This window comes from Spirosoma fluminis (genome assembly GCF_054778895.1).
The window spans coordinates 630,595-650,807 of record NZ_BAAGZD010000041.1 but is presented as its reverse complement, the minus strand read 5'-3'; the positions used below and the strand labels follow the sequence as shown (position 1 = coordinate 650,807).

Below are 20,213 nucleotides of genomic sequence, written 5' to 3'. Positions count from 1 at the left end.
AGGTGGCCTAAAAGTGGGTTTTCGCATTCAATAAAACCGTTCATTTTAGTAGTTCAGCGTTTTCAGTCATAAAGCTCATCGCCCTGATAGCCCGCATCGACCCATACTGACTTGATACGGCTACAGAGTTCTTTCAACCAGCCGATGGCCCAAATCTTTTTAAGCAAAGCTTGGGCTCCCGTTTTTTCAGCTGTGTTGGCCGCCACTACTTTCACGGCTAGCAGCAAGCCCAGTGTGTCCACCAAAATGAAGCGTTTACGTCCCTTGATGCATTTGCCGCCGTCCAATCCTCGAGTTTCTCCCCTGCCTGGTTCGTCTTAATGCTCTGCGAATCAACACTTGACGCGGTAGGGCGTTTCTTGCGACCAGCTTTCTTACGCACCTTTTTGACTAAGACCACATGCATCTTTTCCCAAAGCTGTTGCTTGCTCCACTGGTTGAAATAATGATAAACACTCTTGTGATGCGGATAGTCATTGGGTAGCATCGACCCGCTACAGCCACTGCGCATCACGTAGAGAATGGCATTGATGAGCTGGCGTAACTCCAAAAGGTTTCGACCTGGCCCACCTGCCTTCTTTTTAGGCTGAGGTAGTATTTTGCGTAAGTGCTTCCATTGCTTTTGACTGAATTCATGGAGGTATTTTTTAGCAACTTTGGTAGTTTTGTGAATTGGAATCGGCCTTGACTGGTTTTGTTTTCGCACTTCAAAGTTCAGTCATTGGCTGATGCCAATCATTATCTTAACTCATTTTCAGACAGTTTCTAAACAGGCCTATAGCCGCTCGCACAATTTGGAGATCGATTAAAAACTAAAGCCGGCCCAGATAGGCCGGCTTTAGTTTTATAAAGGAAATTTTACGAACCTATTTCAGACGTAACAACATGGCCGAACGCGCCTGAACCGTAACGGGCTGGCCTCCTTTGGCTGCGTCTACCTTAGGTTGGACCTGTCCGCTGGTGGTGTCGACAAGCACTTCCCAGGACGAACTCTTACGACCAATTTTGGGCAGCATGAACGGAAGGTCTTCCCAATATGAATTCAGGATCCAGATCAGCTGCTCATCGCCTATATCTTGCCCATCTTCAGTTTGTTCACTCACCCGTAGTCCATCAATAAACAAGCCAATGCAGTGCATGCCCGGATCGTTGAGGTCATCAGTGGTCATTTCGTGCCCATCTGAGCGTAAATAAGCAACTTGTTCACTACCGAAAAACCGGCGACGACTTAATAGCGGAATTTCCTGACGTAACGCCGTTAGCTGACACGTAAAGTCGTACAGCGCCTGCTGCTTATCGTCCCAGTACCAATTCATCCAGCTGATCTCGCTGTCCTGATTATAGCCGTTGTTGTTTCCGTGCTGCGTACGGCCGCATTCATCGCCCATCACCAGCATAGGCGTTCCCTGACTAAGCAACATGGTCGACAGGAAATTACGCTTTTGCCTCTCACGTAATTCGTTAATAGCGGGGTCATCGGTAGGGCCTTCGACCCCACAGTTCCAGCTTATATTGTCGTTCGACCCATCGCGGTTGTCTTCGCCATTGGCTTCATTGTGTTTCTCGTTGTAGCTAACGAGATCGTTCAACGTAAAGCCGTCGTGGGCGGTGATCAGATTGATACTGTTGGAAGGGGATCGACCATCATTTGCGTAGAGGTCAGGGCTACCCAGCAGGCGCAGTACGGTTTCCGCGGCTTTGCCATCCTCACTTTTCCAGAACGCCCGCAACGTATCGCGGTATTTACCGTTCCACTCCGCCCAACGTACCGGGAACCCGCCTACGTGGTACGACTGAATGTCCCAGGGCTCAGCAATCAGTTTCACCTGAGCCAGAATCGGGTCCTGGGCAACGGTATCCAGAAACGAGGAAACCCGACCTGCTTCTTCATCGGTCCGGATGAGAGCCGAGGCCAGGTCGAAGCGAAACCCATCCACATGCATATCGGTCACCCAGTAGCGCAGGCTGTCCATCACCAGTTGTAAGGCTCGCGGATGACTTAGGTTAAACGTATTCCCCGTGCCAGTGTAATCCATGTAAAAATCCGGGCTGTCGCCGACCTGATGATAATAGGCCCGGTTGTCAATGCCTTTGAACGACAAGGTGGGGCCAAGTTGATTGCCTTCCGCCGTGTGATTGTACACTACGTCCAGAATAACTTCGATACCGGCTTTATGCAGGTCTTTCACCATCTGCTTAAATTCAGTAACCTGCTCACCCGCCATGCCTGACGATGAATACGTATTTTGGGGGGCAAAGAACCCAATGCTGTTGTAGCCCCAGTAGCTTTCGTCGGTAAACTGATGAACGGGTAGCAATTCAACGGCCGTTACGCCCAGTCTTTTCAGGTAGTCGATGCTCTCGCGCGTACCGAGTCCGGCATACGTACCCCGAATGGCTCTGTGAATTGTTGGGTGCTGATACGTAAATCCTTTTACGTGCATTTCGTAGATCACCGATCGGTGCAGGGGCGTAGCAGGCGCGGTGTCGTCGTCCCAATCGAAGGCATTACTGTCAATCACCACCGATTTAGGCATACTCGGGCCGCTGTCGGTGCTGCTCATGACGAGGTGCTTATCGTCTTCGCCTTCCGCTTCTTCGTAGTCATATCCCAGCCAGTCGTCGTTATGATTCAACGGGGCATTGATAGCGCGAGCGTAGGGGTCCAGCAGCAACTTATTGGGGTTGAAAAAGTGACCCGCCTGCGGATCGTATGGCCCATCGATGCGAAACCCGTACAATTGGCCCGGCTGGAGCCCATCAATGTAAATGTGCCAGACAAGCTCCGTCCGCTCCAGCATCGGGATCATCGCGGTTTCCTGAGTCGGATCGTTGGCGTCGTAGAGACAGAGATAGGCACCCGTACTGTTTTCGCTGAAGAGCGCAACGTTTACACCCTCACCGTCGTACGTAGCACCGAGGGGATAAGGTTTGCCAGGTTTTGTTGTAAACGTATCCGTAGTCGATCCCGTTTTTGTTGGTTTATTCATAACGTATTGTGGCAGGAATGGAATGGTATCTATACCGTCTTACTGCAATTAATGGACTATTTCTGAAACCCGTGTTCCGGACGAATGTTTGTTGAAAAAGCAATAATGGTATTGCTGTTACTAGAAAGGGGAAATAGGCTTAGTAGACTAAAACAAAAAAGCCTGCCCTCAACGAGGGCAGGCTTTCCGATCCCACCATTCACTACACTACCAAGGCTAAACGAGCCATCGAGGCATGAGCCGAATCGATGCTCTGTTTCTGACGTAGCAGCAGCTCCCGGGTGCTGGCCACTAAGTCGGTTTCTTGCAGTACGGAGTTGTAGTTCTCGATCGCATCCTGATCGCCACGCTGACACTCCTGTACCGTTGCTTTATCATCGTCGCTGGCAAACGTAGCTTTTACGTTAATCCAGGCGCGGTGCAGATCGGCCGCCAGGCTGGTACCGTTATCTGGTTCACCACCTAAGGCGCGAATCTCACGATCTAATTCCATAGCGAACTCAGCCCGCTGACGCGACTGCGCCATGAACAAACTTTTCAGTTCGTTGTCTTTTACATTTTCTGATGCTTCCTGGTACCCTTTTTCAGCATCGTGGTTGCGGGTTAACAGGCGGTTCAAAGCATCCAGAATTTCTCCACGTGTTTCTTTAACAGTCATAACGTTGGTTGGTTGTGTGTTGAATTAAAAAGTTATAAAACGTTGTATTGAGTAAATTAGAAAGCCAGATCAGCGTTTGGGCGGGGTGTAACAACTTCGAGCAAATCCACATACCGCTACGTTACACCCCGCCAATCCGCTATTTCTTTTCGGGGTCGTGGCCCCAGTTTTTCAATGAGTATTCCCAGTTCGAACCTTCTATCTCCTTAGGTTGCTGAGCACTGTGCCGTTTTACGTAACTGATCACTTTTCGCATGTGCGCGTAATCGTCATCGTCCAGTTCAGCGTTCTTTTTTCCCAGTATCTTGATAATTTTCTCACCGGATTTATGTCCCGTCGATTCCGTGTCGCCGTCCTGTTTCTGGCCGACAGATTTGGATTCTTCGGTTTTGAGCCATTTTTCGAGTTGAGAAGCTGACATATTAACTAAGCTGTCGAACTCACTCCTGATGTCTTTCTTCTCCGTTTCATCGAGCGTTGCTGTAGCCATGTCGTTTATTTTTTTGTGACCTCGCTGGCCGACTTCACGATTGTTTTAGTGCCTTGCTTGAGTACAAGGGCAGGCTCTTTATCCGACCCTTTACGCTTGGTGGTCGATCCCTGCGTTTTCTTGGTTACGTCTTCTTTGTGAACTTCGGCAACGGTGCCTTCCGCTTTGCCTTTCCCGTACTTCCATGTCACCTCGTCACCTTTCTTCACCGTTGCCATAGTTCAAATACTGTTTAGTTGGATAAAGCGTGCCCGATTAGTTATCGAGCTTACCATCTTTAGCATCTTGTTGCATCTTTTTGTTTGCAAAAACTGCAACATCTACCCGACGATTTTTGCGTCGGCCTGCTTCGGATGAATTATCGGCTACGGGCTGTGCTTCACCATAGCCTTTTTCGTCGATCCGCGATGCTTTCACACCCTGCGCCTGTAGAAAGCTAGCGACGGCATCAGCCCGCTGTTTCGACAATTTTAGATTATAATCGTCCGAACCACTGGCATCAGCGTGTCCCTCAATCCGAATGTCAGTATCTGAATACGTATTCAGCGTCTGGGCAAATTCGGTCAGTTGGCGTTTGGTTTCTGATTTCAGTTCGTACGAATCGACATCGAATAAAATATCGGAGCCAAAGGTGATTTTTATGCCTTCGCCAACCCGTTCAACCTGGGCGCCCGGCATACTCCGCTTCATTTCCTCAGCCTGTTTGTCCATTCGGCGACCAATTACGGCACCAGCCGCACCGCCAACGGTTGCACCAATAATGGCACCCAGGGCTGTGTTTCCTTTTGCGTATTTGTTACCAATAATGCCACCTACTACGGCACCACCACCGGCACCAACTGCCGCACCTTTCTGAGTTTTATTTAATGAGCCAGATGACTTACAGCTTGTTAAAACGTTTCCGGACAACATAGTTGCTGCTAGGAGCACTGCCGCCGACTGTTTACCGACTGATTTCAACTGAATGTTCATGTGTTGTGAATGTTTGGTACTGCTCTTTGATGTCCAAACCTTGTACCAGTTTAATTTATCCGTACGTCGGTTATAGGTTACATTTAATCAACTGTTTGATATACAGACGGTTAATTTGCTGATCATTTTCGAATGAATTTTAATCTCAGTATTTAGGGAAGTAATTTGATAGGATAATAGGGAAGCGATATGCCTAATCTTGTAGAGCCCATTCCACACAAGTTTCCTCAAAAAGATTTGCCTCAGGCAGGCATTTAGTTTCTGAAATTGGATTGATCTTGGTTGATAATAATTAATCGTTTTCTATAGGTAAGTACCTGTTAGTCTGACAATTAATTGTACAGCATAAGGCGTAGATAAGTATGGCACAGCAAACGAAAAAGTAGACCATAACGTTAGCTATATACCATATAGATATCTCATTAATTCTTCTGCATGATTACAATTAAATCGCTTTTTGCGCTGATTTTCATAGGTAGTCTGCTCGTCATAGCGCCCTCGGGATGCCAGACATCTGAGCCTACCGAAACTGTAGCACCAACACCAGTACGTACGCTGGTGAATAGTTCGTTGATCGGTGAGTATTCCATTAGCCAGCTTAAGAGTCGGTACACGGGAGCCAGTTCGCTCTTTCAGGTTTTTATTCGGTATGGCATCAAAGCCTATCGGCTGGAATACACGACTACGAATACTGACGGCAAGACGGTTAAAGCCTCCGGTGCCTTGTTGATCCCCGATGTAGCATCGCCTGTGCCGATGCTGAGTATGCAGCACGGTACGATCACAAACGATAACGACGCTCCGTCTTATTACCGGCCGGGCAGCGAAGCCTATCTGTTTGGGTCTGTGTTTGCCTCGCAGGGCTACATCATTGCGGCCCCGGACTACATTGGTTATGGCGCGTCGAAGGAACTGCCGCATACGTATGAGCAACGTAATGGATTGGCTACAGCTTCCCTTGATATGTTACGTGCCGCTCAGGAGTTTCTGACCAAGCAGCAGGTAAACTGGGACAAGCGTCTCTTTTTGGCGGGTTACTCGGAAGGCGGTTACGCGACCATGGCCCTCCAGAAGAAAATTGAGGACGAAACCGGAACCGAATTTAATCTGGTTGCGTCGAGCTGTGGAGCTGGTGCCTACGATAAACCGGCCTTCATGCGGCAGATCATTAACGAACGGAGCAGCAGCAATAATAGCATCAATCGATTGTATATCTGGGTGCTGCTTACGTACGATCGCATCTACGGATTAAATCGGCCCATGACGTATTACTTTAAGGAGCCGTACGCGAGCCAGATTGCCGCCCAGGGGAAAGATGCGAGCATCAATGTGAGCGTAAACACTATTTTCGCCGATAGCTTCAAGCAAGCGATCAACGAGGGGACAGACAAAGAATTTATTGCTGCTGTATTGGACAATGATATTCACGACTGGAAACCGCGTACGCGTACCCAGCTTTACCACGGCGATGCGGATGATACGGTGCTTTTTCTGAACTCGCAGAATGCCTTTGACGCCATGCGAAAACGGGGCGCGACCAACGTTGAACTAAAGGCTATGAAAGGCGCTAACCACGCTACGGGTATCGTAGAATTTATTACCGGTACCTACGCTTTTTTTGGATCGGTTCAATAGCAAACTCCGTTCTGATTAGCAAAACAGGGGCGCGAGCGAAGTGTGGTGCAACCTTCGTTCGTGCCCCTGTTTTGCTGCACTCGCCTATGTCGTCTTGAATAAGCTGACAATCAGCAAGGAAGTCTTAAAACGCTTTGTAGTTCTTTACATTTTCCTGTAGGGCGGCCAGCATAGCTTTCAGGTGCTTATCAAGTTCAGCGTACACCGTTTCCATGTTCTTGTCGCTTTTCTGGCTATAGACTTCAAGCGGAATGCAGCGGTTTCCGTCTTCAATACCTACCTGCGTAATAGTTGCCCGGTATTTACGGTTGCTGCATTCAATAACCAGACTGTACCGAAAGGTATAACTGCCACCCGGCGAACTCTCTGAACGGGGGACTGTGATGACTTGGGTGACACGCCCGGCCAGGTCGCCAGTTTCTTTGTCGTTCAGAGAAAATAAAGCCTGGCTGGAATCCCACGATTGGGCTACCCACAGTCGGGCTCGTCTGAACAGATCGGCCTGGGATACGCTCCCACAATCGACGACCTCTTCATACCTCATTTTCAGCCCAACGATTGGGAGCGTTTCCTGAACGGTTTCGGGCATAACTCTAGGTGGATTATCTGCTTTTACGTAGCTGATAGCTAGCAGCGACGTAACGAGCAGTGTAAGATAAACTGGGCGTATTGGTTTCATTAGTGTTGTTGTTAGAAAAGAGAGAAGGTCCTGTAAAACTTGCGGGCAAATGTAGGTGTGGTATTGCCCCGCTGGTAGCCAGAATTAGTGAACCGTCGGTCTGACTGAATAAACGGTAGTAAAAACCCAATAAGTCGTAGAAGCGTACTGATCGCTACGTAACGAGTCAGCCCGCTTTCAGAGATGAAAGCGGGCTGACTCGTTATTTAATTGATACGTAGTAAACGGTTAATTGATCGTCAGAATGGTGTACGCTGTCTGGTGCGGTTGCCGAACCCGATTACCTACTGAGGTACGAACGCGGTCGTCGTCGTGAATAATCAGCAGTCGGTTTTTGTCGAGGGGCGTAACGTCTTCGGCTTTGTGGCCTAGGCGCAGCGGCTGACCCTGTTCATCGCGGATGAGGGTGAACGGTTTGTTAGTCGCCAGTTCCTCTGGACTAGCGGTCCACAGGTAGGCGTCAAGTTTCCCATCGGCTTCCATAGATGTCAGCAGCCAGAACCGGTTGCGGAAGGCGTCATATTCGATACTCGACAGGGCCAGTGGTTGCGGAAGACCAGCCTCTGCTTTCGCGGGATCGAAATCAGCAACGAGCGTCCAGTCGTCGCCCAGCCGAATTCGGAGGGCTTTGCCGGTTCCTTCGATTCTGTACGACACACCGATTATTTTGGCCCGGTACTTAAAATTATCAAATGCTTTACCTTCTTCGCGGATGCCAAACAGCAACTGCCGATCCGTAGCGGCCAGTCCTTCAATCTTAAAGTACGGCATAGACCCTGGAAATTCGTCATTAGCCAGAAGCTGGGCGATACGCTGCCGGTAGGCCATTGAGGTTCTGCTGGTATCGTCGGGAGCCAGCACCCGTGGCTGTTGTTCATCGCCTTTGGGCCAGTACAAAATCGTGTTATAGCCATCCCAGTCGCGGCTGCCGGGCTTTACCCGGTCGAAGGCCGTAGTCAGGAAAACAAACTTACCATCGGGCGTCTGGGCAAAATCCTCGTATTTACGGGCGGCTGCGTAGGCCGGTGCGAGCAGGTAGGTTGGTGGCTGGGTGGAGTCCGCCAGGGCAGTCAGGGTTTTTGTAAATACTGGACTAAAGCCACTTGGCATGTCTTTATCGTTGGCGACCAGGACGTTTTTTCCGTCGAACAGCACGGCCGATGCTTCGCACCAGACGGGTTTGCCATCCAGGGCGGTGCCGGGGGCAAAACAGGTTAGCAGCCCTTCTTCGGCAATCGCAGCCGACCGGGGTGCTGTCGTAATAACGGTTGGCTTAACGGTCTTACAGCCAATACTTAATGAGGCAATAGCAACGGCGACAAGGGTTACTTTTAAATGCATACGGTGCATGGAGGATATAAAATGGTGGCGCAAACTACGGATTACTGACGCAAAATAAACCCCACTCCGTGCACATTCTCAATTCGAACATCAGGCGTACTGGCCAGCCGTTTGCGTAAGCGCGAAATAAAACGTCGAGGCTGCGGCCCATAAAGTAATCATCGTCGCCCCAGACGGCGCGGAGCAGCTCATCGCGCCCGATAAGTTGACCGGTTGAGAAGATGCGCCATCCTTGTAGTCGGCTATCCTTGTCGGCTAAGGCGCTCAGAAACAGAATTGGTACGTGTCATTTACTGCTCGAATTTTTTGGACTAACGTAAAGCTATCGCTTTGGGGCAGCATAATATCCAGTAAGCACAGATCAAATTGACTAGCCTGAAACGTTGCCCACGCATCAGTGCCGTTCAGGCAATGCGTAACCGAAAAGGCTTCGTTTTCGAGGTGATACGAATCGGCCAGGACTCGATCGGTAGTCGCCTGTAAGTCGAGTTCGACATGGGGAGCAAACAGTTGAGCGGTCTTTTGAAGCTATACCACCTGCACCGTTAAAATTCCTATGATTGACAGTACGGAAAGAATGATCAGCAATCGGAGTCGGAACATGGTACCGGCTAATACGTTAAAAATAAAAGCAGAAGAGGATAAGCCGAATTTATGGCTTATTTTAGGGCTCCAAAGTACGTCTTTATCCAATATGCAATTGATTAGGAACCTGTAAACGTCCTTTCTAACAACTCATAAACAGCTGTTAGAAAGTCCCTAACAGGTATAGGCTATTTGAAAAACTAAGTTTGTGCCGTTGCTCAGGTGAGTAACTATAAACCGATCTGATTGTATGAAACGCATCCTTTTTCTGGTATCATTCGTTGCCCTGACCGTGTCTGTTGCCATGACCGATGCAGCTGCTGTGTTCAAGTGGGTAAGCACCACCCACGATTTTGGCCGTATTGAGCAGGGAAAACCCGTTACGGCTAAGTTTACGTTTACCAATACGGGCGATTTACCACTGGTTATCAATACAGCCAGAGGATCATGTGGGTGTACCGGCGTTGATTTTTCGAAAGATCCGATTATGCCCGGACAGTCGGGCAGCGTGAAAGCTACGTTCAATGCGGCTGCGTCGGGAGCTTTCAGCAAAACCGTTACGGTTGAATCGAACGCGGAAGGCGGCCTGACGGTGCTGCATTTCAAAGGCGAAGTTGTCAGCAAAACGCCAGTGGGCCAATGAACCCTATGAAACAGGTCTTGCCACTTAAGTAGCGGCAGGACCTGTTCCAGTACGTGTGTCTGCGACGTTATGACTTGTAATGAATAGGGAACCGAACCCGAAAGAGCGTTCCTTCGCCGGGCTCGGTTTCAATGTCGACGTTTGCGTTTAACAGTTCGCACAACCGTTTAACGATGTACAGGCCAATGCCTTCGCCCGAGTCGGATCGTCGTTTAAAGGTTTGCCCCGGTGCTGGAACCCCGTTGGTCGCCAGGTTCGCTTCGGGGGCTTTGTCGAATATCTCACCCGATTCGTGCAGGGGTTTTAACGGATCGATGAGCGCGTTAATTAATCCTTTGGGCAAGCCCGGTCCCGTATCCTGAACGCTAACGAGCCATCGGTAATTATCTTCGCTGGACCAGGATACTGAGATGATCCCCGATGGGGTGTACTTCAACGCATTAAGCAATAAATTCTGAACAATCCGCTGAATTTTAACCCGGTCGGTGTCAACCAGCAGTTGAGCGGGGCCGTCGGCGCGTAGCATCAATCCACGCTGCTGAGCTAAGGGCTGAGCACTTTCAACAACTGATTTCAACAGGGCGCTGACATCGAATGACTCGATCTGAAGGGTTTCCTGACCTGCTTCAAGGCGTGCCAGATCGGTTAGCTGCGCCAGCATATCGCTGACTGATAAGAGATTACGCTGCAGCATCTGCACCTGGCTTTTACGCTCCTGATCCGAGTTGCTTGGACGGTCGAGCAACACCGCTGCGCCATGAATAACGCCAAAGCCTCCCCGCAGGTCATGTGACGTCATCTGCAATACTTTGCCGCGCTGCTGAGTCAGAGCATTGACCTGATTGAGTGTTTGCTGGAGAGCATCAGCCCGTCCGGCCGCCTGTTTGCGCTGAAGGTCATCATAGCGGATCACGCTGCCATCGACCAGTTCATTATTGAACCGGACCATTTTCTCGTAGGCATCGACCAGCACCGAGAGGTTGGCCGCGGGATATAACTGACCGTAGCAGGAAATTTCCGTAGATAAGCATTGGGTGAAATGGTTGATCTCGGCCAGCAGTTCCCGCAAGATATAGCCTTTATGCCAGCGGTGCAGGCCATGATCAGAAGCGGTATCGACAAGCGGCCGCTCTTCGGGAAGATTCCGTAAACGCTGCCCCAGAATATTCAGCATAGCTGGTGCTTCATTGTTAAACTCCTCACGCGACAGACTGGCTGTGTGAGCCAGTACCGGATCGGCCTGGCAGGAGGCCCGCCACATATTCAGAATTGCTTCCCGACGGGCAAACAAATAACTGGGCAGGCTGATTGGTTCGGACGTATCGCTCATAAGGTATATAGAGGAATGAACTCACTTTTACTTGAAACTACCACCAGTGGCACTAGTATTGACTAAGTAAACGTAGATTTGTTTGCCTAAGGCCGAAGAGCTTGATACCACTTAACTAACCCCCTTATTTCTGTAACTATATTTCTGTAACTATGGCTCAACAGTACAATCGCAATGCACTCGACAACAACTTTCGCCATGCGAGTGTTCTGGTTGTAGAGGATAAGCAGGATCACTGGATGCTGATTCAGGCTGCTTTGCGGGAGTCGCTGCCTGAAGTCAGGACGATCTGGGCTCAAAGTGCTGAGGAGGCTTATTCGTATATGACCGGCTGCCTGGAAGAAAACCGGGTATTGCCTAAATTGATGCTTCTTGATCTGTACCTGCCTGAATCCGAACCGGCCTGGAACTTGCTGAGAACGCTCAAGACCCCAAACTCGCCCTTTATCCGGATGCCCATTGTCGTGTTCAGCTACTCCGCAAACCGGGACGATATTGGTGATCTGTACACCTTCGGCGGGACGTCGTACATTACCAAGCCTACGGATTATAATCAGTGGCTACTGTATTTCCAGACCATGCGCAGCTACTGGTGGGAAACCGTAACACTGCCTGGCGAACGGTTATAGTTATTGGTTGTCATCAATCATTGTGGTCATTGGCTGCTATTCCTGGTTGTTCTAACCCGTATTAAGAATGACGTAATAACCTGTGCTGACTAATGACAACCAATGACCAGAGTGGCTAATATTTCATTTCTCCGCGATCTTTCTCTACGGCCGTCCGACCTTCTTTCATCCAGGTTGGCATGGGCGCATCCTTCAGGTAGTGATCGAAGAACTGATACATCCGAATGCTCAAATCCTTGGCGTTGTGCCGTTGGGTGAGGTTATGCCCTTCGCCATTGTAGACGAGCATCCAACTTGGCTTATTTAAGCGACGTAAAGCCGAAAACAACTCGATACTCTGGTACCAGGGAACGGCTCCGTCGGCATCGTTGGCCATAATCAGCAAAGGGGTCTGCACGCGATTGGCGTAGAACAGGGGTGAATTCTCGATGTAATTCATGGGTTTATCCCAGAGTGTACCGCCGATGCGACTCTGCGTTTTTTCGTACTGGAACGCCCGGCTTACGCCCGTTTCCCACCGAATACCCCCGTACGCTGATGTCATGTTGGCCACGGGAGCACCTGCTTCGGCGGCCCGGAACAGGTTTGTTCGGGTAATGATATAGGCCGTCTGATAACCACCCCAGCTCTGCCCCTGAATGCCAATGCGGTCGCGGTCAACAAAGCCGCGATCGAGCAGACTTAGCACACCAGGAACCACGCAGTCGTAGGCATTAGGACCGGGTTGCCCCGTCGTATACACAATATCGGGAACGAAAACGAGGTAGCCGTTCGATACGCAGTAGGGAATATTGATCGTTGACCGGCTGGGGGCGGGTACCCGATAGTCGTTGAGCGTTTCGGCGTTACGTTCGTAGAAATAGACCAGCATCGGGTACTTCGTTTTGGCGTCGAAACCCTCGGGTTTATAGAGCAGCCCTTCCAGTTTAGTGCCATTGGTGCCTATCCAGTTGACCAGTTCGACGCTTCCCCACCGGATGCTGTCCTGCTGCGGGTTTGCGCGGGTGAGCTGCTGCGGACCCGCCATCGTAGAGTCGGTCAGGAACAGGTTAATCGGCTCCTGGTAGTTGCCCCGGTAGAACGTCATCGTCGGCGCATTTTTAGCTTTGTTCAAACCAAAGTACCGGTGGTTGCTTCGGCTAAGAACCGCCGGTTCAGTAGCCGCTATCCCGTTTTTCTGTTTCAAAATACCGGTTGCTTTATCGCGTTCCCAGATACCGGTCAGAAATAACGCCTGGCCTGGGTCGATGGCTTTTTCTCGGGACGGTCCGTCGTTGGGGTCGAGGTCGGCCCGACGGAGCCGGACGTTATTTTTTCGGCCCCAGCCAGCGGTCAGATTCAGCGGCTTCTCTTTGCCGGTTGGGTCAATTTGCCAGATATCGTAACGATCGTACAGCCAGACGTACCGATCGCCGGTTGTCCAGCCCGCAGAACCATACGAACCGGGAAGATTGGGCGTATCATGTTCTTCATCGAAAAATTTACTGGGCAGGCCCCGGGTCAGGTCGATCCGTTTGCCGTCGGCGATGGAATAGGCCCGCCAGAGCGAATCGCGCTCATCGAACCAATAGGCATACGTACCGCCGGGCGAAAGCTTAGGCTCCGAAGCCATGACGTCATTGGCGATACGTTTTTTGTCGCCTGTCTGGGTATCAATCAGATACAGGTCAGTATGGCCGGGGTCCCAGGAAGCCTGAACCTGATACGGCAGATCGCTCAATCCCAACAGGTAACGGGTGTTTACTTTCGGATCGAAAGTAACCGTAGCGACTTCGCGACTCGCCAGGGGCGTAACCCGGCCGGACGTGAGATCATACACGGTCAGATAGCCACGCTCTTTTTCTTCCTTCAACCGACGCTGCTGCATGGGTTGCAGGCGGCTGTCGGTCCAGCTCCAGACGTCCATTTTTACTTTTTCGTCGTCGGGCGTCAGCGTATCCTTCGTTGGTTTGGGTGGAATCGGGGAAGACGAAAAATACAATCGTCTGCCATCGTCCGAAAACTTTGGTTCGCGAAACTCATTGACAGACCAGCCTTTCGGGAGCGCCTTCGTCAACGTATCGGCAACAACCCGGTAGGGCAGTTCGGCGGTCGTTGTCTTTTTCCGTTTGCCTTTTGTGGGAAGCGTTGCCGAAGCCAGGTTCCTGTAGTACAGAGTAAACACCTTCACGTCTGCCCCCGAGCTGTCGGCGGAGGCCATCCACGCCAGCTGCTGCCCGGCCTTATCGACAGCAAGCCCTTTGTAAATCTTGCGCTGCGAACTGGTGTCAACCAGGGTCGTTTGTTGGGTAGACGTATGGAACAGAAACACGCCCGGAATGCTGACTTCGCCTGTTTTCAGCGAATCATTCGCCGACTCTTTGCTGTAAAAAATTGACTGCCCATTTTCCGAAACGACCGCACTCGTTACGTAACGCATGGTTTTGCGCGTTCCGTCGGCCATGTTCAACAGCGTAAGCTCATCACCTTTCGGCTTTTTGGGTGATCCTTTTTTTGCCGTTGCTGACGTAGTAGATACGGGCGCTGACGGGTTGAGGGTATCTTTCTGAGCAACGGGTTTGGCCGCTGGTTTTTCTTTCTCATCCTTCCGTTCCTGCAGGACCGCCAGCCACGAACCCGCTTCTTTACCGAGCATGAATGATTTTACGTTCGGCAGTTTCGTTGTGGTGCCCGTTCCCAGATTCAGGACGAGCAGACTGTCTTTTGGCAGTTCGTCGCCTTTCTTCTTCTTGAGTTTGGCTTTGCGCGTCTCGGCCGCGGGAGCTTTTAAGCGCATAACCAGAAATTTGCTGTCGGGCGTAAACTGAGCCATGTACCCTCGCGCGAACCGGCGCGGTTGGGTCTTGCGGGTAGCGTCCGCCAGTTCCAGGTAGCCATCGCCGTCCTGCGGGTCGATCTGGTACGTAATCCAGTGCCCATCGTTGGCTATTTTTTCGGAGCGCACACTCTGCCAGCGGTCATAGTCAGCCGCCGTAAGCGGACGTTTTTGGGCAGAGGCTGTGGAAACGGTATAAAACAGAAGGAAGAGAACGGAAAGTTTACGTAACATAATGGGCGAGTGCCAAAAGCCGGATAGTAATCCCTAAATTTAAGCACATCGAACCGTTTTCACTATGTCCAGGGGGCTTTTCCTGCTGATTGTACTGATGCTTACGTCCGCTGCCGCTTACGCGCAACGTAACGCATCGCTGAAACATGAGTTGGACAGCATGTATGTACTCGATCAGCAGTATCGCGAGTACTTGTCGAATATGGGTCAGAATATACGCATGCGCGACAGCCTGAGCAACGTTTTCAAGGTCAGCCCAACTGATCTGGGAGGGCTTTTGTGGGGAAAACAGAGCGCCATCGACAAATCAAATCTGGCGCGTACAGAGGTAATCTTGAAGCAGAATGGTTATCCCGGAAAAACGCAGGTTGGGGAGCCGACCAACGAAGCTGTCTGGTATATAATCCAGCACTCTGATAAAATAGACCAGTATTTGCCCCTGATTCGTGAGGCCGGTAAACAAGGTGAGTTACCGGCTCGACTGGTGGCAATGATGGAAGATCGGCAACTAATGAACAAAGGTAAACCACAACGGTACGGTACTCAGGGCAGCTGTTATCCACTACGGAGTACTCCGAACGCGTCCGAATGCTTTATCTGGCCCATCGACGATCCGAAAGGTGTAAACGAACGTCGGCGGCTGGCGGGCTTTACCCAAACGGTAGAAGAAAACGCTACCCGCTTGAATATCACCTACAAGCCACTGACGATTGCGCAGATTAAAGAACGGTACGTGATTGATCTGAAAGACTAATGTCGGTCAACGTGACTTTACAAAATAGTAGACTGTACAGCCGCTTCATGTTAGGATGTCTGGATAAATCCTGATGAGTTACTAGTCCTTAAAAGATTTTTTGATTATCTCGCTTATTCAACTCTGGCCAAGCACCTAGGGGATCAATAATGACGGTTTGCGCCGAAGGTAAAGCCGGTAAGTAAACCCGACGCTCATCAGGTTCTGGCCGTACCAATGTCTTGTATATGGGCCGATTATTCTGATCAAGAATGACTAATGGAATGAGATCGTTGATAGGTACTTTTTGTTGTGTCCCAGTTTCCTGATCACGCCATTTCTTAGGCACAATTTCAACTAGTAACCCATTGGACAGATGCACGACTCTACCGATTTTGAAATCGAACCAGAGCTGATCGGTTAAATACGTTGTCAGATACTGGAGTGAGTCAGGAAGTTGATGAGCCAAGTGGGTTACAAAGGCATCCGCCGTAGCTGATGTTGGCTTTGCAATGGCTTGCTGATAAAACTGACCGATCGCTCGACTCAATAAAGAGTCTCCCCAAACTTGCCCAATACTGGTTAGCAACAGTGCAGCCCGATTGCGTTCAAGCAGATGGTTGTCACTAGACTGGATTAGAGGTGCCTCAACCTGATGATTGCGATTATGACTACGTAGATACGTGGCCCACCGTTGGGCAAGTCGCTTTGCCAATTGTTCAGAACCATACTGCTTGCCAACGAATTGTAACGAAAGATACTCGGGCAAGCTCTGGCGTAGAAAGCCGTCGCCTGCTTGCTGGACTGGTTTTAGCCGATGAACTATCCACTGCTTCAATACCTCTCTAACTATCAAATAATCAATAAAATCAGCTTGTTTGTCTCGGTGATTACTAGCTGTCCAGCCTTGTTTTTCAGATATAAATACGCAGCCAGGTGTCGACCAAATTGCCTTGGAGCCAGACGGTACTTCCGTAATGTTGAATGTATCATAAGGATAGGCACCAAACAAGTGCTCACCCATTTGGATAGCTAATTGCGCAACGTCGAGTATGTGCTGGACTTGATAAGGATGATGGTGCGAAATGGAAACACGAACCGATTGACCCGAAATGGAAGTAAGTGTGGCCCATTGCCTTTTGTAAGGTATTGATGCCGTCAGCTTATCCTGATTACGAAGCTGTTGAATGGTAAAAATTTCCGTTGCTGACAGACTACCGAAAAGCAGAAAAGGTATACCATATCGCCAGTCGAACTGTTGTCGCCATTGCTGAATACGTACAGGTAACGAAGCTAAGGCACCTCGGTTCCAGGTCAGTAAGAAAAGCGTAATAAATAAGCCTGCCACTGCCCACCATAACAGATGAATGGGCCCTCGGATGAAGCGGGTTGTGCCATAACCAATTAAGTCGGAATAGGAATCTGAGCCGGGCAGGAAACTATACAGGTAGTAAGAAAACGACGACGAATCGAACTCATAAGCTACGGCAAGGAGGAGGAACAAAAGGATACTGATAACGTGGCTAACCAGGCGGTTGTTGACAATCACCGCTATGAATGCACCTAGCGCGATGACCTGTATGTAACGCAAAAAACCGTCTTGCATTAAATCGGAAGCATAAAGCCTCCAATCAATGTCCATAAAACCATTAACCAGTTGAATGCCTATGCCGGAAACGAATAACAGTAGAGTTAATAGAGCCGCTGCTATTGTTAGGGCAAGCAGTTTGGCCAGCAATAATACAACGTTTGGCTGGGGCATAGTGTGGTAAATCGGCCAGGAACCAATCGTTCGCTCATAGTAAATCAACTCATTGGTCATAACCAATAGAAATAGGCAAATAAATACTCCCATTGGTAACCGAAGGGCAGTTATCCGGGAGGTGATGGGTAACTCCTGAAAATCTGGGTTTTGGTTAAAGACCGTAGCAAAGAGTATCGTTAGGATGACTAATAACAGAGCCGTAATCTGGAAAACGGGTTGCCGAATCAGCGTAGCTGCCTCTAGTTGAGCTAAGCGAAGAGTAGTTTGGCCATATAGCAAGCCTCCAAATCGTTGTTTGTTTGTAGGAAGAAGGGGCAGGGCTGGAAGCATGTCATCAGCACCCATTTCTATACGATCTAACTTGATGGTACGCTCCTGACCAAAGGTATCGAACGAAAACGAAGCCTCTGCCTTGGTTAACAGACCAAGAGCTATACCGAGCCAAAGCAATCGGTTGATAAACAGCATATCTGAAAAGCTTAGCAACGCGGTTGAATCAGCTGTCCAGTTGATGTCGTCAACAGATGCGCGAATCATGCCTACTCCAAACGGATCTAGTAGCAGCCATAAATCAGAGTTAGCCAGTTCTTCCGATTGGGTACTACTGAGCAAGAAGTATAGCACCGTCAAAAATAGAGCGATATATGCCCCCCGAATGCTACGCAAAAAGACAGTCAAGGAAAAGGTCAGGCTAACAACAACGAATACATGCTCAACCACTAAACATAGGTACCCGTCGATCAGCGCCAGCCACGGAATAGGCTTATTGTCAACAAACGAAGCCGCCAGAGCAACACCCATTGGGTAGAGGGTCGCTAGTAAGAGAACACTCACAAACGCTCCCAGGAATCGACCCGCAAAGTAGGCCCGGCTGTTAATAGGTAAGGTGTAGAGGTAAAGGGCTGACTGGTATTCGAGATCTTTTGTGATAGATTGCCCGGCTACTAACACGGCAACGATGGCCAGGACCACCCCCAGCGATGCCAACGTAAAATAGGAATTGGCTGAGGCATTAACACTAGCATAAGACTCACTTACTAATATGGAATACCAAATGCCCTGCCCAAGAATTAACCCGCCTAACAGGAAAATAATGGGCTGACGTAGGTTATACTTAAGCTCAAATCGGGTAACGGTCAGGATTGCGTTCATTGAGCCGTAAGATACGCCGGAACCTGAATGAAATCAACCGGTTATAATCCGCTTCGCGTAAGTTTTGCCACGCCAACTCCCGAGTCGGCCGCGCCGTAGTATACCCAGATGCTTCCGTCGGGTTGCGGTACCCAGCCATTTGAGAACACTACGTTCGGAAAGAAACCTTCCCGCTCCCAGGGTAGTTCGGGCTGGAGCATGGGCAGCTCCGAACGGTCCAGCACTTTCGACGGATCATCTTTGTCGAGCAGAGCCAACGCCAGGGAATAGGAGTGGTTGGCATCCGCGCCGTGATAACAGACCAGCCAGCCCTCGTCGGTCAGGATGGGTTCAGGCCCCGCGCCAATCTTACCGCCTTCCCACGCATAGGCTGAACCTGAGAATCCCCGGCCGCCAAACAAAAATTGATGCTGCCCCCAATGAACCCCATCTACGGACTCTGACAGCCAGATCGACGGCTTTCCGATCTCTGATACCATCGGCCGGTGCAGCAGCATGTACTTCCCGTTGATTTTTTGGGGAAACACCGCTACGTCTTTGTTCGGGGGCGGCAGAATGATACCCATGCGCTCAACGGTTTTAAAATCATTGGTCAGCGCCATACCCACGGCTGGCCCATGTTCGGAAACGGCGGTATACAGAATCCAGTACTGACCGTCCAGGAACGTAATGCGGGCATCTTCGATGCCATAGGATTCGTCCAGGCGGGCTGGGAAAAGAAACGGTTTTTCGTCGATCGTAAACCGAATGCCATCGGTGCTGCGCGCCAGGCGAAGGTGACTCAACGAAGTCAGGTATTGCTTGCCGTCGATGGTAACAATACGGGGATCATAGGGTTCCTGAGGTTCCGGCAGGTACTTAACGGTTAAGGAAGGAACGCCGTCGTGGTCTTCAATCAGGGGAACGGCGATATGACCAGCCCGGGCGGGTGGGGCTTCGGCGACACGTAGCAGCAGGATCGTTTCGTCGCCGACCCGACAGGCCGCCGGATTAAAAGCGCCGAGTACGTCAAAACCCTCAATCGAGGGTTTTACATCCTTTGTTTGTAAAATTGGCTGCTCAGATAGCCGTTGTAATTGATAGTTTTTCACAATATTTGCGCGTTGTGTTCCCGGATTTTGGGCGACTGACGGTTCCTGACAGCCGCAACGGGAAGCCTACCTGTAAAACCCAAAAGGCGCTTCGCTGTTCTTAGGCCGTTTACTCAATTAGTTGACGAACCGGTTAACCATATTCGAAAGAGCCGCGTTATGACCAGAAACCAGAATCAACCTACACATATTTCAACTATGATTAACCTGCCAACGTTTGATCAGGACGATGACGTGCTGATGCTGAACCCTGATCCGGAAACCGCTGCTTTCGACGACGATGATGAGTTCGACGAAGGAGCTGATTTTGACGAACTGGGGTCTGGAGCGACCAGCGGCTACGGTGAAGATGATCTCGGCGATATTGATGATGAAGCATTCGGCGATGACGACGATCTGAGCGAAGAACTGGACGACGACATTGACGATGATCTCGACGACGACAGTATGGACTAATCTACTTTTTTAGGC

General features: G+C 50.1%; 19 protein-coding genes. 5 read left to right on the top strand and 14 right to left on the bottom strand.

Features of this window, described 5'->3' with window-relative positions:
• Nucleotides 1-62: 62 nt before the first annotated feature.
• The 7 genes from ACYVBJ_RS24660 to ACYVBJ_RS24630 form a co-directional block, all read right to left on the bottom strand.
• Nucleotides 63-242 (bottom strand): transposase, encoded by a 180-nt coding sequence (locus tag ACYVBJ_RS24660; protein ID WP_460985279.1) that lies wholly within the window; start codon nucleotides 240-242, stop codon nucleotides 63-65.
• On the bottom strand, nucleotides 218-706 hold the full coding sequence (locus ACYVBJ_RS24655) for a transposase (protein WP_460984951.1): 489 nt from the start codon (nucleotides 704-706) through the stop codon (nucleotides 218-220). The genes ACYVBJ_RS24660 and ACYVBJ_RS24655 overlap by 25 nt, the downstream gene beginning before the upstream one ends.
• A 160-nt stretch (nucleotides 707-866) precedes the next feature.
• A complete protein-coding gene (glgX, locus tag ACYVBJ_RS24650) occupies nucleotides 867-2,990 on the bottom strand; it encodes a glycogen debranching protein GlgX (RefSeq protein ID WP_460984950.1) in 2,124 nt (707 codons plus the stop codon).
• 202 nt (nucleotides 2,991-3,192) lie between these two features.
• A complete protein-coding gene (locus tag ACYVBJ_RS24645; RefSeq protein WP_460984949.1) occupies nucleotides 3,193-3,648 on the bottom strand; it encodes a ferritin-like domain-containing protein in 456 nt (151 codons plus the stop codon).
• A 139-nt stretch (nucleotides 3,649-3,787) separates the two neighbouring features.
• Entirely contained in the window at nucleotides 3,788-4,138 is a 351-nt protein-coding gene (locus tag ACYVBJ_RS24640) for a DUF3140 domain-containing protein (protein WP_460984948.1), read from the bottom strand.
• Between the two features lie 5 nt (nucleotides 4,139-4,143).
• Nucleotides 4,144-4,356, bottom strand: coding sequence for a hypervirulence associated TUDOR domain-containing protein (locus ACYVBJ_RS24635; RefSeq protein WP_460984947.1), 213 nt, complete (start codon nucleotides 4,354-4,356; stop codon nucleotides 4,144-4,146).
• Nucleotides 4,357-4,393: 37 nt separating this feature from the next.
• On the bottom strand, nucleotides 4,394-5,110 hold the full coding sequence (locus tag ACYVBJ_RS24630) for an OmpA family protein (RefSeq protein WP_460984946.1): 717 nt from the start codon (nucleotides 5,108-5,110) through the stop codon (nucleotides 4,394-4,396).
• A gap of 435 nt (nucleotides 5,111-5,545) precedes the next feature.
• Here ACYVBJ_RS24630 and ACYVBJ_RS24625 point away from each other — a divergent pair, with 435 nt between their 5' ends.
• Nucleotides 5,546-6,745: an alpha/beta hydrolase family protein gene (locus tag ACYVBJ_RS24625; protein WP_460984945.1), complete on the top strand. Its 1,200-nt coding sequence runs from the start codon at nucleotides 5,546-5,548 to the stop codon at nucleotides 6,743-6,745.
• Nucleotides 6,746-6,869: 124 nt separating this feature from the next.
• Here the strand turns inward: ACYVBJ_RS24625 and ACYVBJ_RS24620 are convergent, their stop codons facing one another.
• The 3 genes from ACYVBJ_RS24620 to ACYVBJ_RS24610 all read right to left on the bottom strand — a co-directional run bounded on the left by ACYVBJ_RS24620 (nucleotide 6,870) and on the right by ACYVBJ_RS24610 (nucleotide 9,173).
• Nucleotides 6,870-7,424, bottom strand: coding sequence for a DUF4468 domain-containing protein (locus ACYVBJ_RS24620; RefSeq protein ID WP_460984944.1), 555 nt, complete (start codon nucleotides 7,422-7,424; stop codon nucleotides 6,870-6,872).
• 228 nt (nucleotides 7,425-7,652) lie between these two features.
• Nucleotides 7,653-8,765 carry a hypothetical protein gene (locus ACYVBJ_RS24615; RefSeq protein ID WP_460984943.1) on the bottom strand — a complete coding sequence of 371 codons (1,113 nt, stop codon included), beginning with the start codon at nucleotides 8,763-8,765 and terminating at the stop codon, nucleotides 7,653-7,655.
• Nucleotides 8,766-9,029: 264 nt separating this feature from the next.
• Nucleotides 9,030-9,173, bottom strand: coding sequence for a hypothetical protein (locus tag ACYVBJ_RS24610; protein ID WP_460985278.1), 144 nt, complete (start codon nucleotides 9,171-9,173; stop codon nucleotides 9,030-9,032).
• Nucleotides 9,174-9,600: 427 nt separating this feature from the next.
• Between ACYVBJ_RS24610 and ACYVBJ_RS24605 the strand changes: the two genes are divergently transcribed.
• Nucleotides 9,601-9,993 carry a DUF1573 domain-containing protein gene (locus ACYVBJ_RS24605; RefSeq protein ID WP_460984942.1) on the top strand — a complete coding sequence of 131 codons (393 nt, stop codon included), beginning with the start codon at nucleotides 9,601-9,603 and terminating at the stop codon, nucleotides 9,991-9,993.
• A gap of 67 nt (nucleotides 9,994-10,060) precedes the next feature.
• On the opposite strand, the gene ACYVBJ_RS24600 is transcribed toward ACYVBJ_RS24605, so the two are convergent.
• A complete protein-coding gene (locus ACYVBJ_RS24600; protein WP_460984941.1) occupies nucleotides 10,061-11,323 on the bottom strand; it encodes a sensor histidine kinase in 1,263 nt (420 codons plus the stop codon).
• Nucleotides 11,324-11,475: 152 nt separating this feature from the next.
• Here ACYVBJ_RS24600 and ACYVBJ_RS24595 point away from each other — a divergent pair, with 152 nt between their 5' ends.
• On the top strand, nucleotides 11,476-11,952 hold the full coding sequence (locus ACYVBJ_RS24595; RefSeq protein WP_460984940.1) for a response regulator: 477 nt from the start codon (nucleotides 11,476-11,478) through the stop codon (nucleotides 11,950-11,952).
• 115 nt (nucleotides 11,953-12,067) lie between these two features.
• On the opposite strand, the gene ACYVBJ_RS24590 is transcribed toward ACYVBJ_RS24595, so the two are convergent.
• Nucleotides 12,068-15,001, bottom strand: coding sequence for a S9 family peptidase (locus ACYVBJ_RS24590; protein WP_460984939.1), 2,934 nt, complete (start codon nucleotides 14,999-15,001; stop codon nucleotides 12,068-12,070).
• A 64-nt stretch (nucleotides 15,002-15,065) separates the two neighbouring features.
• Between ACYVBJ_RS24590 and ACYVBJ_RS24585 the strand changes: the two genes are divergently transcribed.
• Entirely contained in the window at nucleotides 15,066-15,755 is a 690-nt protein-coding gene (locus ACYVBJ_RS24585; protein ID WP_460984938.1) for a DUF6624 domain-containing protein, read from the top strand.
• An 88-nt stretch (nucleotides 15,756-15,843) separates the two neighbouring features.
• Here the strand turns inward: ACYVBJ_RS24585 and ACYVBJ_RS24580 are convergent, their stop codons facing one another.
• Nucleotides 15,844-18,651, bottom strand: coding sequence for an ABC transporter permease (locus ACYVBJ_RS24580; RefSeq protein ID WP_460984937.1), 2,808 nt, complete (start codon nucleotides 18,649-18,651; stop codon nucleotides 15,844-15,846).
• Between the two features lie 41 nt (nucleotides 18,652-18,692).
• Nucleotides 18,693-19,742 carry a glycoside hydrolase family 130 protein gene (locus tag ACYVBJ_RS24575; RefSeq protein ID WP_460984936.1) on the bottom strand — a complete coding sequence of 350 codons (1,050 nt, stop codon included), beginning with the start codon at nucleotides 19,740-19,742 and terminating at the stop codon, nucleotides 18,693-18,695.
• 198 nt (nucleotides 19,743-19,940) lie between these two features.
• On the opposite strand from ACYVBJ_RS24575, the gene ACYVBJ_RS24570 reads away from it, so the two are divergent.
• Nucleotides 19,941-20,198, top strand: coding sequence for an adhesin (locus tag ACYVBJ_RS24570; RefSeq protein ID WP_460984935.1), 258 nt, complete (start codon nucleotides 19,941-19,943; stop codon nucleotides 20,196-20,198).
• The last annotated feature ends 15 nt before the right edge of the window (nucleotides 20,199-20,213 follow it).